The sequence below is a fragment of the Nostoc favosum CHAB5714 genome, assembly GCF_020829495.1.
Classification (GTDB): domain Bacteria; phylum Cyanobacteriota; class Cyanobacteriia; order Cyanobacteriales; family Nostocaceae; genus Nostoc; species Nostoc favosum.
In genome coordinates this window covers 207,853-221,270 of the sequence record NZ_JAIVFQ010000002.1, presented here as the reverse complement: position 1 = coordinate 221,270, position 13,418 = coordinate 207,853, and the positions used below count along the sequence as shown (strand labels likewise).

The window sequence follows — 13,418 nt, the reverse complement described above, 5'->3', positions numbered from 1 at the left end:
AATTTAGCCTGTTACCAAAAAGTATTTGTAATTTTTGTAACTTATCTACAAAAACACAAATTTTCTCTCCATTTTCAAAGGCTTATTGAGTCTAATATTACTACTTATATAACTACAACCATAGTTTAAAATCTGTATTTTTAAACACTAGTTATCCATAGACAACAGATTTAATTTTTACCAATTTTACATATCCACATATTCTGAAACAAACCTAAATATATTCATTTAGGAAGATTTTCTAAATCCTATTGTCTGTTTTAATGGGCCGAGTGTTCCGTTGAGGTTAATTACAGAATGATGGGAAAATCTCTGAGTCTGATTGGTGCAGCTTTATCTTTAGCATTCACCGCTAACATTGCTGTAGCTGAATCTAGTAAATCCTCCATAGCCCAATCCAGTAGCGACTCAACTAGTACACCAACGGAAATTAAAATGTCGCCAGAAGGGATGAAAATTCTGTGCGAGAATTTTCCGCTTAACTCCCGCTGTCCGGGCGGCACAGCACTCACCCCTAGCGTTCCTAGTAGCACTACAGCACCAGCAGAAACCACACCAGATAGCACCACCACACCAGATAGTACAACTGCACCTGGAGCTGGATCTGCCACTCCCGAAAGCACTCCAGCACCAGCAACCGTTATCCCATCTGATCCTGCCGCTCCTAGCAACTTAACTCCAGCACCAGGAACTGTTACCCCATCTGATCCTGCCGCTCCTAGCAACTTAACTCCAGCACCAGGAACTGTTACCCCATCTGATCCTGCCGCTCCTAGCAACTTAACTCCAGCACCAGGAAGCTCAACGACACCTGAGTCTGGCGCTCCTGGCAGCATTACCGTACCAGGAAACCCAACTACACCTGAGTCTGGTACTACTGACAGCAATCCCGAACCAAGTACTGGTTCTCCCAATAATACTCCAGGCTCTAGTTCGCCAACTCCTAGTCGATAATTAAATTAAAAGCTGAGGCATAATAATCTGAATACTAGTTTGCCATCAGCGATCGCCAGTGCATCTTCACCTCTTACACCAGTTATGCGAACTGGTGTAAAATAACAAATCAAAATCGCCAGAACCAATGGATCAAGTCTTCGCATATAGGACTGAGCAAGGGTTTTAGTAATCAATAGCCTGGGATTAATCATCCCAGGCTTAATAGTTTAATGCGACCTGTCAGTTGAAGTCGGTGTTTTTTGCAAGGAAGCAATTAACAGGCAAACAATACCGATACTAATAAATGAATCTGCCACATTAAATACAGCAAAGTTAATCAGGCGAAAATCAAGAAAATCAACGACGTAGCCTAAAACAAAGCGATCAATACCGTTGCCCATAGCTCCACCTAAAATCAAGCCATAGCCCAACTGATCCCATAAATTTAACGTTGGGCCAAACAAGGCCAACGCTATCAATACTAAACTCACTCCTAAAGATAACCAGCGCAACCACTCTACTTTCCCACTTAATAGACTAAAAGCGGCACCAGTATTAGTGACATAGGTGAAGTGAAATATTCCAGGTAAGAGTGGTAGTGTTTGCCCCAAGCTAAAGGTTTGCACCACCCAGTATTTTGTTATTTGATCTAAGAAAAAAGCTATGAAGGCAGCTATCCAGAAAAGGCGATTTTTTAAACGCATGAAACTAGGGGCTAGGATTAGGGACTAGGGACTAGGGACTAAGGACTAGGGATTTTAAATTTCTAGCCCCTTCATGACTAATAAAACATTAAGTGACGCAATACATATGCTATTACAGTAACGGCACAGACCACACTTAGTTGCCCTGGTAGTGCAAACCAGGAGTATCTAAGGATTGCTTGCATCAAGGGTAGGTTTTCTGTGCCTTTCCACTGGAAAATATAGCTAATAATCAAATAAGTAATACCGCAGATGTGGAGAGTTAACAAGCCACAGATGCAACTAAAGGCGAGAGTTTCTAGTCGAGGTCTAGCTTTAAAAGCGAACAAGCCACAAATCCAAGCTCCAGGAATAAAGCCTAGTAGATAGCCAAACTTAGATAACTTAAAATAACCAATACCGCCGCCATCGGCAAATACGGGTAATAAGGTCAACCCCATGACTAAATAGGCAATTTGTGAGAGCGCACCAGCATTTTTGCCCCCTAAACAACCCACCAACAATACTGCGCCAACTTGAAAAGTGACACCTAATGAAATTGTCTGAATTCCGTGCTTACTCCAACTCCAAGGTAAGGTGATGCCATAAGCGTCTAGGAAGGTGCCACCCATTGTCAGGAGTAAGCCAATCATGGACCATAGTAATTGATTGGAAGCAGCAAACATTTATCAGTCAACCAGGGAAAGGCAAAAGGGAAAACCAACAGCTACTAGTACCGCAAGGCGGAAGTCACGCATTCAAAAGTCACGCATAATTGTATTCCAGGCTTTTGCACCATTTGAAATGGTATGTTTATTTTCGCGCCTGCTGTACTAGTATATTCATTAGTGTTAAAATAACATTTGTGCTGACACCTCTAAGAATTAGCATATTTTTTTTGCCTTTTTGGTATGTAACTTTTCAGTTCTGCAAATTATGGCTTAGGTGTCTATAGCTGTAATGTTATTGAATTAAATGTAGTCTGATTATGGTATTTGACCTAATACCTAATATGTTAATATTAGTAAAATATAGTATTTAAACTAAATTTAAATTTTTAGACTCAATGCCAACTTCTGCTACAAAGTTGTAAAGATAGTCCTTAATTCACTATTTTTTAGCGATCGCCCCGCCTACTCTCCATAAAATAGGCAATTTATGATTTTTCTTATGCTTTCTCTAAACAATAATTTCACTGACTAAACTTAGATTGTTTAGTTATGACTTTAAGTCTGCTTAGAGCTATAAGCAGCAAGAAGTTTCATAAGTTCCCAAATTTATTTAAGTTTTAAATATTACCACATTTGGTCATTTTTTTACATGTTTTTTATCACTTGACAAACAAAGTTACACTAATAATAGAGTTTTGTAAATATCTATAACCAACTTCCTGTGGTACTATTTGTTTGTATGTGACTAAAGCAGCAGTATAAATTTTATCAAGCAAAAGTAGAAACGAGTGTTTGTTCTTCATCAAAAGAAACAAGCATTTTTTGCTTTGTTAACCTATCCTTTACCTTAACCTTCATCCTTTAGGGGTATCCTGAGAAGCGCTCACCTGAAAAGTTACCCAAACATTGATAGCGATGCCCTCACCTCTTAGTGTAACAAAAATCCATCGCCTCACAGCTTCAGTTTCAGTGTTAGCACTGACAATCAGCCTAGCTGCATGTGGCGGACAGCAAAACCCAGATAATACAGCCACCAAGGATACTCCTTCTGGCACTGCTACAGATACCACTGCCTCCAGCACAACCAAATTAGATTTGGGTGGAAATCTCAAGTTAAGCGGGGCTGGTGCGTCTTTCCCAGCACCACTGTATGATACATGGTTTACGGATCTAAACAAAAAATATCCAAATCTGCAAGTTGACTATGCCTCAGTTGGTAGCGGTGCTGGAGTTGAGCAGTTTATCAAAGGGACTGTAGACTTTGGTGCCAGCGATGTTGCCATGAAGGATGAAGAAATCCAGAAGGTGCCAGCCGATAAGGGCGTTATTTTACTGCCTGTAACTGCTGGTAGCATCGTCCTAGCTTACAACTTGCCAGATGTTGCAGAACTAAAGCTACCACGAGCCGTTTACACTGATATTCTACTAGGCAAAATCACGTCTTGGGATGATCCCCAAATTGCCAAGGCTAACCCAGGTGTAAAACTTCCTAAAGAGACGATTACAGTTGTTTATCGCTCTGATGGTAGCGGAACAACAGGTGTGTTCACAAAACACCTCAGCGCTATTAGCCCAGAGTGGAAGACTAAAGTTGGTGAAGGCAAAACTGTGAATTGGCCTAAGGGAGTTGGTGCTAAAGGGAATGAGGGTGTTACCGCCCAAATCCAACAAACACAAGGTTCTATTGGTTATGTCGAGTACGGCTATGCCAAACAAAATAATCTCAAGTTTGCTGCTTTGGAAAACAAAGGCGGTCAGTTTATTGTACCTACTGAGGAGTCAGCCTCTAAAACTCTGGCATCAGTGACTCTACCCCCTGATCTCCGCGTCTTCATTTCCGATCCCGAAGGCGCTGATTCCTATCCCATCGTCACTTACACCTGGATTTTGGCTTACAAGAAATATCCCGATGCGGCAAAAGCTAAGGCAGTTGAAGCTGCGATCGAATACGCTTTAACTGAGGGTCAGAAGAATGCTGCGGCACTAGGGTATGTTCCTTTACCCCAAAACGTCATTACAAAGGTGGCTGCTGCTGCCGATCAAATCAGTCCAGAATATAAAATCGCTGTTGGTAGTGGTACTAGCGCTAGCAAGTAGCTACAGTCAAAACTTGAGGCATTCCTAGACAATAACTTTTAGGCTGCTTACTAAACTATAAGCATTCGTAATTTGGAACTCTGTCTTACCAATGTCTCAGTTTTAAAACCAATGAGGCAACAAATTTGTTGATATGGTTGCCTCCCATATCTTCTTCTGATTTAATTGTGAAAGTCGGTAGTCATGGCTACAAATTCTCAAAACCTTTCATCAGCGACAAAAAATCGCTCTGATGTAGAAAAGTCCCTAGATCAGGGTTTTATTTGGCTTACTAAAATTTTCGCCTTTGGGGTTGCTGCCGCTTTATTATGGATCGGCTTACAGGTTGCAATTGCTTCTTGGCCTGCAATGCAAAAGTTTGGTGCTAGCTTTTTAGCTAACACCATTTGGAACCCAGTTAATGATAGCTACGGGGTGCTACCTCAAATTTATGGAACTCTCTTGAGTTCTTTTATCGGTTTACTGATAGCTGTACCGATTGGAGTTGGTACTGCTATTGTACTAAGCGAGGATTTTTTACCCGCCAAAGTGAAGTTGGTACTGGTTTTTGCAGTAGAACTGCTCGCAGCTATTCCCAGCGTTGTCTACGGTGTGTGGGGTATTTTTGTTTTAGTGCCTATCTTAACTAACTTGGGAAAATGGCTCAATAGTTACTTTGGCTGGATACCATTTTTTAGCACCTCCCCTACAGGCCCAGGAATGTTACCGGCAGGAGTCATATTAGCAATTATGACTTTGCCCATCATCACAGCCCTATCGCGCGATGCCTTGATTTCTATACCCTCCAGTTTGCGCCAAGCCGCCGTAGGACTAGGAGCAACCCGATGGGAAACTATCTTACAAATTCTGATTCCAGCAGCCTTTTCGGGGATAGTTAGCGCTGTGATGTTGGCACTCGGTCGCGCAATGGGAGAAACAATGGCTGTAACAATGTTGATTGGTAATTCCAACAACATTAGTATCTCACTGTTAGCACCAGGCAATACGATTTCTTCTCTACTGGCAAATCAATTTTCAGAAGCTAGTGGTTTGCAAGTTTCGGCTTTAATGTACGCTGCTTTAGTTCTATTCTTCTTGACCTTGGTAGTTAATATCATGGCCGAGTTTATCGTTCTGAGAGTCAAGCGACTGTAGCTTAGTTTTGGGTTGAATTATGACTTCTAGTTTTCCAGAGCGCAGTCTAACTCGCGCTCCCATGTCTCAAAGGACACTGTTTAATACAGTAATGACAGTAGTCGCATTTATCTGTGGGGTATTGGCACTTGTGCCTTTGCTAGCAGTGCTTTCTTACGTCATTATTCAAGGCTTTAGCAGTTTGAGTCCCAGCATCTTTTTTGAACTGCCACCCAAAGCTTTACAACAGGGAGGAGGTTTTGGTAATGCAATCTTGGGTACACTATTAATGGTAGGAATTGCTGCCCTGATTAGTATTCCATTTGGTGTTTTGGCGGCGATTTACATCACAGAATTTAGCTCGGCCCAAGTAGCGAGATGGGTACGTTTTGCGGCTAATGTCCTGAGTGGAGTCCCTTCAATTATTGCTGGAGTATTTGCCTATGGCATTGTAGTTTTAACACTGGTAAAGTTAAACTTAGGATCATACTCTGCTCTCGGTGGAGGGTTTGCATTAGCAATTTTGATGTTGCCAATCATTGTCCGAACCACTGATGAAGCCTTGCAGTTAGTATCGCAAGATTTGCGACAAGCATCTGTAGGGTTAGGAGCAACTAATTTTCAAACAGTAAGTCAAGTAGTGTTGCCAGCAGCCCTACCAGCAATTGTAACTGGGGCAACGTTAGCGATCGCCAGAGCATCTGGAGAAACCGCACCTTTACTATTTACCGCGCTATTTTCCAATTTTTGGCCAGGTAGCTTATTTGAACCCACAGCTTCCCTTGCTGTTTTGGTTTATAAATATGCTATTTCTCCGTTTAAAAATTGGCAATCACTAGCTTGGGCAGCATCTTTGATTTTGGTATTGATGGTTCTAATCACAAGTATCATCGCTCGCTGGGCAACTCGCAAGAAAGCTTAGTCAAATAGCATCTATATAGCGGATTTGTATCGCTAAAACTAATACTACATTTAATTTATGGCTAACAACATTAGCACAGTCAACGATACTCAAACCGTTTTACGCACCGAAAACCTCAACGTTTACTACGGCAAATTTTTAGCCTTGCAGAATATTTGGCTAGATATACCAAAAAATCAGGTTACAGCCTTTATCGGCCCTTCTGGTTGTGGTAAAAGTACCTTGTTGCGATGCTATAACCGCCTCAATGACCTGATTGAGTCATTTCGGGCAGAAGGTAAAATACTTTTTTACGATAAAAACTTGTATGCATCCGACATTGATCCTGTAGAAGTGCGTCGTCGGATTGGGATGGTGTTTCAAAGACCAAACCCGTTTCCAAAATCAATTTATGACAATATTACTTTTGGAGCCAAAATCAACGGCTACAAAGGTAATATGGATGAATTAGTAGAACGGAGTTTGCGACAAGCAGCTTTGTGGGATGAAGTCAAAGATAAACTGCGACAAAGTGGTTCGTCTTTATCTGGTGGACAACAACAGAGGTTATGTATTGCTCGTGCGATCGCAGTTCAACCTGAAATTATATTAATGGATGAACCTTGCTCTGCCCTTGACCCTATTTCCACGTTGCGGGTTGAAGAACTAATTCACCAGCTTAAAGAGCAATATACCATCGTTATCGTCACCCATAATATGCAGCAAGCAGCGCGGGTTTCTGATAAAACAGCCTTTTTTAATGTTAAAACTACAGAAAGCGGAGGCCGTAACGGCTACATGGTAGAGTACGACGCCACAGAATTAATTTTCAACAATCCTCAGCAGCAAGATACCAGAGATTACGTTAGCGGTAGATTTGGATAAGTAGATAAACATTACACATTGTTGATGTTAGAACAATGAGGGATACTCGGAAATTAAAGCTGGGCGATATTCCTCTAGTTTTTTATTTGTTTGCCAAGGTTAGCGTAGGCGTAGCCCGCCGCAGGCATCGCTTGATCAATCATGGCTGTTTCTTAGTAAAGAAAAGCAATAATTAAGCTGTTTAATATTAAGACTTACATTGACTGCATGGGTAAGATACCCACTCAAAAATAGTCCCACACATATCGCAGTACTAGTATTGGCTTGACTTGCTAGTTATTATCTAGCTGTAGCTTTTGTGATAACTACAGAGCAGGCATTCCATGATTTAAACAGTTATTTTTTAACTGATTATTTTACCAAGCCCAGACTTACTTCTTGCACTAGTAGTCCGTCAAGCCAACAATCCTTGGTAAACCAAATCTTAGAATCTTTCTCTGTGTTCTTTGTGCCTCTGCGGTTCGTTATTTAATCCAAGCATTATTAGCTTCACACAGTAGTAGTACATTGTGGCGGAAGTTTGCCTAGCTTGGAAAATGGGCTTTTGCTCTTGCCTTTAAAATATCAGGTGGATTTACACCGTGCTGCACTAGTGCATTTTAGACTTTTTCTAAGCGGGCGGCGGGAATCGAACCCGCATTAATAGCTTGGAAGGCTATAGTTTTACCACTAAACTACGCCCGCAAAATTCCAACCCTATAAATTTAACACAGCTTTTGGAAAAATTCAAGCATTTAGTTGGAATTAGCAGGTTGGATGTTGATCCTGACATACAGATTGCTCAATTCTGGTTTTGTGCCATCGTTGTTGTGAGCAGCAATAAAGTTTTCTGTTTTGAAAACTTCGCTGAGGACTTGCTGGTATGTGCTTTTTTCACTTTGCAGTGTTGCTGGTTCTATTTCTAGAACTACAGCCTGTTGAAAATTGCCATTGTTATCAATTATTAAGCTAGCCAAGAGTTGTGCTGGTTCAAGTCCAGAATTCTGGACAAGAAAACTTGAGTCTAATTGTTTTGTGTTGCTTCCCCTATATAAAGCGATAACGTCGGGTAAAGCATCTTGTCGTAATCTTCCTGATTGTATCAAGCTGCTGACTTCATCTCTAAGCAAAGGAGCTACTATTGCTACTGATGCTCCTTGGGTGGGGGTACGTGGAGTTTCCTTAGTCGGTGTTGCTGGACTTTCCTGAGTAGGGGTGCGTGGAGTTTCCTTAGTCGGTGTTGCTGGCGTTTCCTGAGTAGGGGTGCGTGGAGTTTCTCTAGTCGGAGTTGCTGGAGTTTCCTGAGCGGGGGGGGTGCGTAGAGTTTCTCTAGTCGGAGTTGCTGGAGTTTCCTGAGCGGGGGGGGTGCGTAGAGTTTCTCTAGTCGGAGTTACTGGAGTTTTCTGAGCGGAGGTAGGTGGCGTTTTTTTGTTTTCAGCTTCCGAACCTAGTGAATTTGATGGAACACCTGTTGGTAGTAGCGTTCCCTTTCCCAGTTTGATTTCTTGACGGCGGTTCCAAGGTAGATTACTGACTGGAACTATAGGTGTAGGTGTCGGTGTCAGTGTAGATTTCGGCGTCGGTGTCGCCGTAGCAACTCTCTGTTGTCTAAAGGGTTGGCTATTAGGTTGAGAGGCGTAAGTTTGCCTCTTCTGCTGGAGATTATCCGCAGAATTTATTGCGCCAAAATCTTGATTTCTAGGCGTAGTTCGTGCTGTTTGTGGTGAACGTGCTGGTACAGACTTTTGAGTTGAGGATAATGGCTTTGGCGAAACTGTTTTGGCTGTTGATTTTGATTTGGGAGCAATGTCTATCAATTCAATGGGAACAGCAGATTGACTTTGTTGGGGAAACCAAAGACTAAATGCATTAGATGAGCGCATCAGCCAGAACGCTAGCAAGTGCAGAGAGACTGAACCTATAACAACAGAAATCCACAAAGCTGGTGGATCGGTGTGTCGCCTCCAGACTTTGCTTGGAATTGGAGTTTTGTCTGCAACTGATGGTGTCATATTATATAAACTGGATATGATTAGGCAGTATTACTCATTGCTAATGCTTTAAAATACCAGTCTAAATTTTAGCGATTAACCATTACTTCTGGTGTAACAGCAAAAGTCAAAACTGTTTCATCTACTCCTTTAAGTTCTAGCGGACTACCTTTAATAATTTCTTCTTCCTGCAAATAATCTGCCACGGCAGCAGAAACTAGGATCGTACCGGGAACAGCAGCAGCTTGCAACCTTGCAGCAATATTCACACTTGGGCCAATGGCAGTATAATCAGCCCGTTCAGCACTACCAAACATCCCCACAACAGCAGTACCTTGGTGGATACCGCACCGAAACTGGACGCTAGTAAGTCTGTCACCATCGAATACACCTTGGTTTCGCCAGCGCTGGTTCAACTCAGCCAGTGAGCGGTGCATTGCCCTTGCTGTATTGATGGCACGACGCACTTGTTCATTTGGGGTTAGCTCTTCCGGCGCTCCATATAAAGCTAAAATAGCATCTCCCATAAATTTATCTACAGTGCCGCCATTGCCAAATACAACCTTGGTCATAGCTTCTAAATATTCATTTAGCAATTCTGCGACTCGTCGGGATCTGAGAGTATTTGATAGCTGTGTAAAACCCACAATATCACTAAACAAAACTGTAATTAAGCGTGGTTCTGGGCGCAAATCTAACGTTAAATCTCCGGTTGCGGCTTTTTGCACCAATACAGCCGGTAAAAACCGCTTTAGCACCGATTCAGTTAGATAAGTATTTAACTCCACGATTCGCCGTTCATTTTCCTTCAATGCCAAAAGATTCCGAACTTCCGCCAAAAGTTCCCGATCGTTGAATGGTTTTGCTAAATAAGCATCTGCGCCATGTTCTGTACCTTCGATGCGGGTTTCCTCGTCAGCTTTTGCTGTCAGCAGAATGATTGGTATTCCTTTCAACTTCTCCTCTTGGCGGATCAGCTGAATCATTTCAAGTCCGCTCACCAAGGGCATCATTAAGTCAGTCACAATCAAGCTGGGTATAATTTCTTTAGCTATACTGTGCCCTTCATAACCGTTACGAGCTGTGCGTACATGATAGCCGTTGCGGCGGAAAATCTCAGATACATAGGTTCGTAAATCCGGGTTGTCATCTACAACTAAAATTGAGTGCTGAGTCTTAAGTGCTGAGTCTTGAGTATCAATACTGGGGGAGAGGTTTATTGTAATATCTTCAATATTGTCTGTTGTTGATACCAGTTCTAAATCAGCCAATTCTACGCTAGCGCGGCTTGTATTCAGTTCGGTAGGCGTTTCTAGTACTTGCTGTGTAGGTAAATGAGCATTTCCAGTCACAAGCCATAAACTAAAGGTAGTGCCTTGGCCATAAACTGATTCCACAGTGACTTGACCACCATGTAATTCGACCAATTCTTTAACTAAAGCTAAACCCAAACCACTACCTTCATAGGATCGGTTTGCTGAACCTTCAGCTTGGCGGAAGCGCTCAAAGAGGTGGGGAATTTGTTCTTTAACAATGCCAATTCCAGTATCTTGTACTTGCAATATGCAACGATCGCGCTCAGATTTTAGTCTGACACTAATCGTCCCACCTTCGGGAGTAAACTTCATGGCATTTGACAGGAGGTTATAAACCACCTTGTCAAATTTTTCCATGTCCAAGTACACCGGGGAACAGTCATCTAACTGGGTAACGAGATGCAGTCTCTTTTTCTCACAGTAGGGACGAAAAGATTCCACAATTTGGCTGACAAATTCTGCTAAATCGCAGGGATGGAAGCTAGGCTGCATTCTCCCCGCATTCAAGCGTTGTAAATCTAGGAGTTGATTTACCAGTCGCAGCAGGCGGCGGGAGTTACGCAGGGCGATCGCACTTTGGGAGTAAGATAATCCTTCACCAGCCGCCACCGCCGACTCTAAAGGCCCTTGAATCAAGGTTATCGGTGTGCGAAACTCATGGGAAATATTTTGGAAAAATTCGGTTTTTTGTTTATCTAATTCCAGTAAGCGTTCAGCTTGTTGGCGAGTTTTTTGATATAGGTATGACTGCTGCACAGCGATCGCTGCTTGAGCTGCTACTGCTTTTGCCAAATCAATATCAGATGACAGCCATTGGCGTACTTTTTTACCTTCATGCAACGTAATACTACCGATGCATTTACCATCAGCCAATAATGGCACAAACATTAGCGATCGCGCTGGCATTTTTAACGGCAAATCAAAACCCTGCACATCTGAGGGAGAATGGCTCACATTACCAATTACCACAGGTTCATGTGTCTGTAGCATTTGTTGGAGGATTGGATTCTCCTGTATAGATGCTTGAGAATAGGGTAATCTCGGAGGCAATAGGTTATTCTTGCTACTTGGATTATCGTCTGGGGCTGGCGATGCCTGGGTTGGGCTGTGCCTATGCAAATTTTCCGAATGTTGAAAACTGTCATACAACGCTACACACTCGACAAACTCATCTTCCTCTGTCCACAAAGACAGGACACAGCCATCGACTTGTAAAGCTTGTCCCAGTTGTTGAGTAATAGCCGCAAAGATATCTTGGGGGTCTAGACTAGAGCGAATAGCGCTAGTAATCGTATTGATTAGGGCTTCTCGCTTGGCAAGGGCACGTACTTGTTCGTAAGCATAAGCTTGAGACAAAGCTAAAGCTGCCTGATCCGCCACCATCAACACTAGCTGCACCTCATCATCCCCCCAAAAGCGAGGTAGAGAACACTGATGCAGCGCCAGCACTGCCATCAGTTCTTGTTGGCAGATCAATGGCACAACTAAACTAGAGCAAATGTTAGCAGCAGCAAAAGCTTCCTCACGTTGGCGCAGTTCGGGAGTATTACCGTGAATACGCTCATCATCAGTTACATCGTGAATCACCTGGACTTCACGAGTTTCCCACACAGTTTGAGCCAAAAGAGGCAGAGGGGTAGAGGGTGAGAGGGACACAGCAGAAGAACTATTTGCCTGCACCTCTGCTGGTGTCTGTTCCCCTACTTCTTCAGAAAGAGCCTTCTGATAAATAAATCCTTTATCCGCTAACTGCTCATCTTGGAAGGGACGCAACAGGCAAACATCCACCTCCAACATGTGACCCACTGTATCTACAATTGCCTGCAAAATTTGGCGATAGTCTAAAGCACTGCGAATCGTATTTGTGACAGTATTCAGCAGCGATTCTTGTCGGAGTGTGCGGGTAAGCTCACGGGTTCTGGCTTTGAGGACATTGTGAGTATCCAAAGCTTGGCGTACCACTCCTTTGAGTTCCTCAGCTTCCCACGGTTTAGTGACGTATTTAAATACCTTACCAGCGTTGATTGCTTCCACCAGGTCTTCGACATCGGTGTAGCCAGTTAAAATAATCCGGATAATATCTGGATATTGAGTTGCTGTGAGGCTCAAAAATTCTGTACCGCTCATCATCGGCATCCGCTGATCGGAGATGATCACAGCGACCTCTCCCTCTTGAGCCAGCAGATCGAGTGCCGCAGGGCCAGAGTTCGCCCTTAGCACCTTATAGTCACGATAGAAAGTGCGGTAAAGCAAATCAAGGTTGTCTGGTTCATCATCGACAACCAAAATTTTAGGCTTACTGTTTGCTTGGGATTTCATGCACCGCTTTCCTGCTGCAACGGCAGTCGGATAAAGAATAATCTGATCAGGTAAGAATTTTTCTGAGTCAGGTAAGAGCAGAGCATTTCGACCAATAAGGCTGTTTGGCTACATGACTGCTGAGTGTAGAAGCGTTTACGCACAGTAATTCGTCTCAATGGCTTATGCCTATTACCGATTGCGTTGGTGCAGTGTAATTGCTTTCATAATCAGTTTTAGGGTTACAGAGTCGCTCCTTGCTTGCCAAATCTTCCTTCACCTCCTGTGAGCAATGTCTGATACTACATACAGCGCTCATAGCTAGCTGAAAAATCCAGATGAAGCTGCATATTAAGTTTTCCCTTTGCAGCAGTTGTACTAACACTTGCAGGTAAATTTTATTTATGGTAGTCATGGTAGAGCCAGCAATATTAAAACAATAAGATTTAAAGCCAAAGTATACTATTAGACAAATACCTCCTTCTAATTTAGCAATCAGAACTATCATTAAGACAAGTGTAGGGTTAAGAAGTTAGGGATTAGGGATC

General features: G+C 42.8%; 10 protein-coding genes and 1 tRNA gene. 5 read left to right on the top strand and 6 right to left on the bottom strand.

Translation table 11 applies throughout. The features are described from left to right. Nucleotides 1-297: 297 nt before the first annotated feature. On the top strand, nucleotides 298-954 hold the full coding sequence (locus tag LC586_RS02530) for a hypothetical protein (protein WP_229482792.1): 657 nt from the start codon (nucleotides 298-300) through the stop codon (nucleotides 952-954). A gap of 5 nt (nucleotides 955-959) precedes the next feature. On the opposite strand, the gene LC586_RS02525 is transcribed toward LC586_RS02530, so the two are convergent. The 3 genes from LC586_RS02525 to LC586_RS02515 all read right to left on the bottom strand — a co-directional run bounded on the left by LC586_RS02525 (nucleotide 960) and on the right by LC586_RS02515 (nucleotide 2,305). Then, nucleotides 960-1,100, bottom strand: a complete 141-nt coding sequence (locus tag LC586_RS02525) for a hypothetical protein (protein WP_229482791.1) — start codon at nucleotides 1,098-1,100, stop codon at nucleotides 960-962. A 63-nt stretch (nucleotides 1,101-1,163) separates the two neighbouring features. Then, entirely contained in the window at nucleotides 1,164-1,640 is a 477-nt protein-coding gene (lspA, locus tag LC586_RS02520; protein ID WP_229482790.1) for a signal peptidase II, read from the bottom strand. A 77-nt stretch (nucleotides 1,641-1,717) separates the two neighbouring features. Next, on the bottom strand, nucleotides 1,718-2,305 hold the full coding sequence (locus LC586_RS02515) for a biotin transporter BioY (protein ID WP_229482789.1): 588 nt from the start codon (nucleotides 2,303-2,305) through the stop codon (nucleotides 1,718-1,720). A 900-nt stretch (nucleotides 2,306-3,205) separates the two neighbouring features. Here LC586_RS02515 and pstS point away from each other — a divergent pair. The 4 genes from pstS to pstB all read left to right on the top strand — a co-directional run bounded on the left by pstS (nucleotide 3,206) and on the right by pstB (nucleotide 7,286). Continuing rightward, nucleotides 3,206-4,387: a phosphate ABC transporter substrate-binding protein PstS gene (pstS, locus tag LC586_RS02510; RefSeq protein WP_229482788.1), complete on the top strand. Its 1,182-nt coding sequence runs from the start codon at nucleotides 3,206-3,208 to the stop codon at nucleotides 4,385-4,387. 183 nt (nucleotides 4,388-4,570) lie between these two features. After that, nucleotides 4,571-5,521 carry a phosphate ABC transporter permease subunit PstC gene (pstC, locus tag LC586_RS02505; RefSeq protein WP_229482787.1) on the top strand — a complete coding sequence of 317 codons (951 nt, stop codon included), beginning with the start codon at nucleotides 4,571-4,573 and terminating at the stop codon, nucleotides 5,519-5,521. Between the two features lie 19 nt (nucleotides 5,522-5,540). Further along, a complete protein-coding gene (gene pstA, locus LC586_RS02500; protein WP_229482786.1) occupies nucleotides 5,541-6,422 on the top strand; it encodes a phosphate ABC transporter permease PstA in 882 nt (293 codons plus the stop codon). Nucleotides 6,423-6,479: 57 nt separating this feature from the next. Then, entirely contained in the window at nucleotides 6,480-7,286 is an 807-nt protein-coding gene (gene pstB, locus LC586_RS02495) for a phosphate ABC transporter ATP-binding protein PstB (RefSeq protein WP_229482785.1), read from the top strand. Nucleotides 7,287-7,899: 613 nt separating this feature from the next. Here pstB and LC586_RS02490 read toward each other — a convergent pair. From LC586_RS02490 to LC586_RS02480, 3 genes are all read right to left on the bottom strand, one after another. Next, nucleotides 7,900-7,970: transfer RNA gene (locus tag LC586_RS02490), tRNA-Gly, on the bottom strand. Between the two features lie 50 nt (nucleotides 7,971-8,020). Beyond that, a complete protein-coding gene (locus LC586_RS40490) occupies nucleotides 8,021-9,277 on the bottom strand; it encodes a hypothetical protein (RefSeq protein ID WP_267921638.1) in 1,257 nt (418 codons plus the stop codon). Between the two features lie 68 nt (nucleotides 9,278-9,345). Beyond that, the gene (locus tag LC586_RS02480; RefSeq protein WP_229482784.1) at nucleotides 9,346-12,891 is read right to left on the bottom strand and encodes a response regulator; all 3,546 of its coding nucleotides are present in this window, start codon (nucleotides 12,889-12,891) and stop codon (nucleotides 9,346-9,348) included. Nucleotides 12,892-13,418 lie beyond the last annotated feature (527 nt).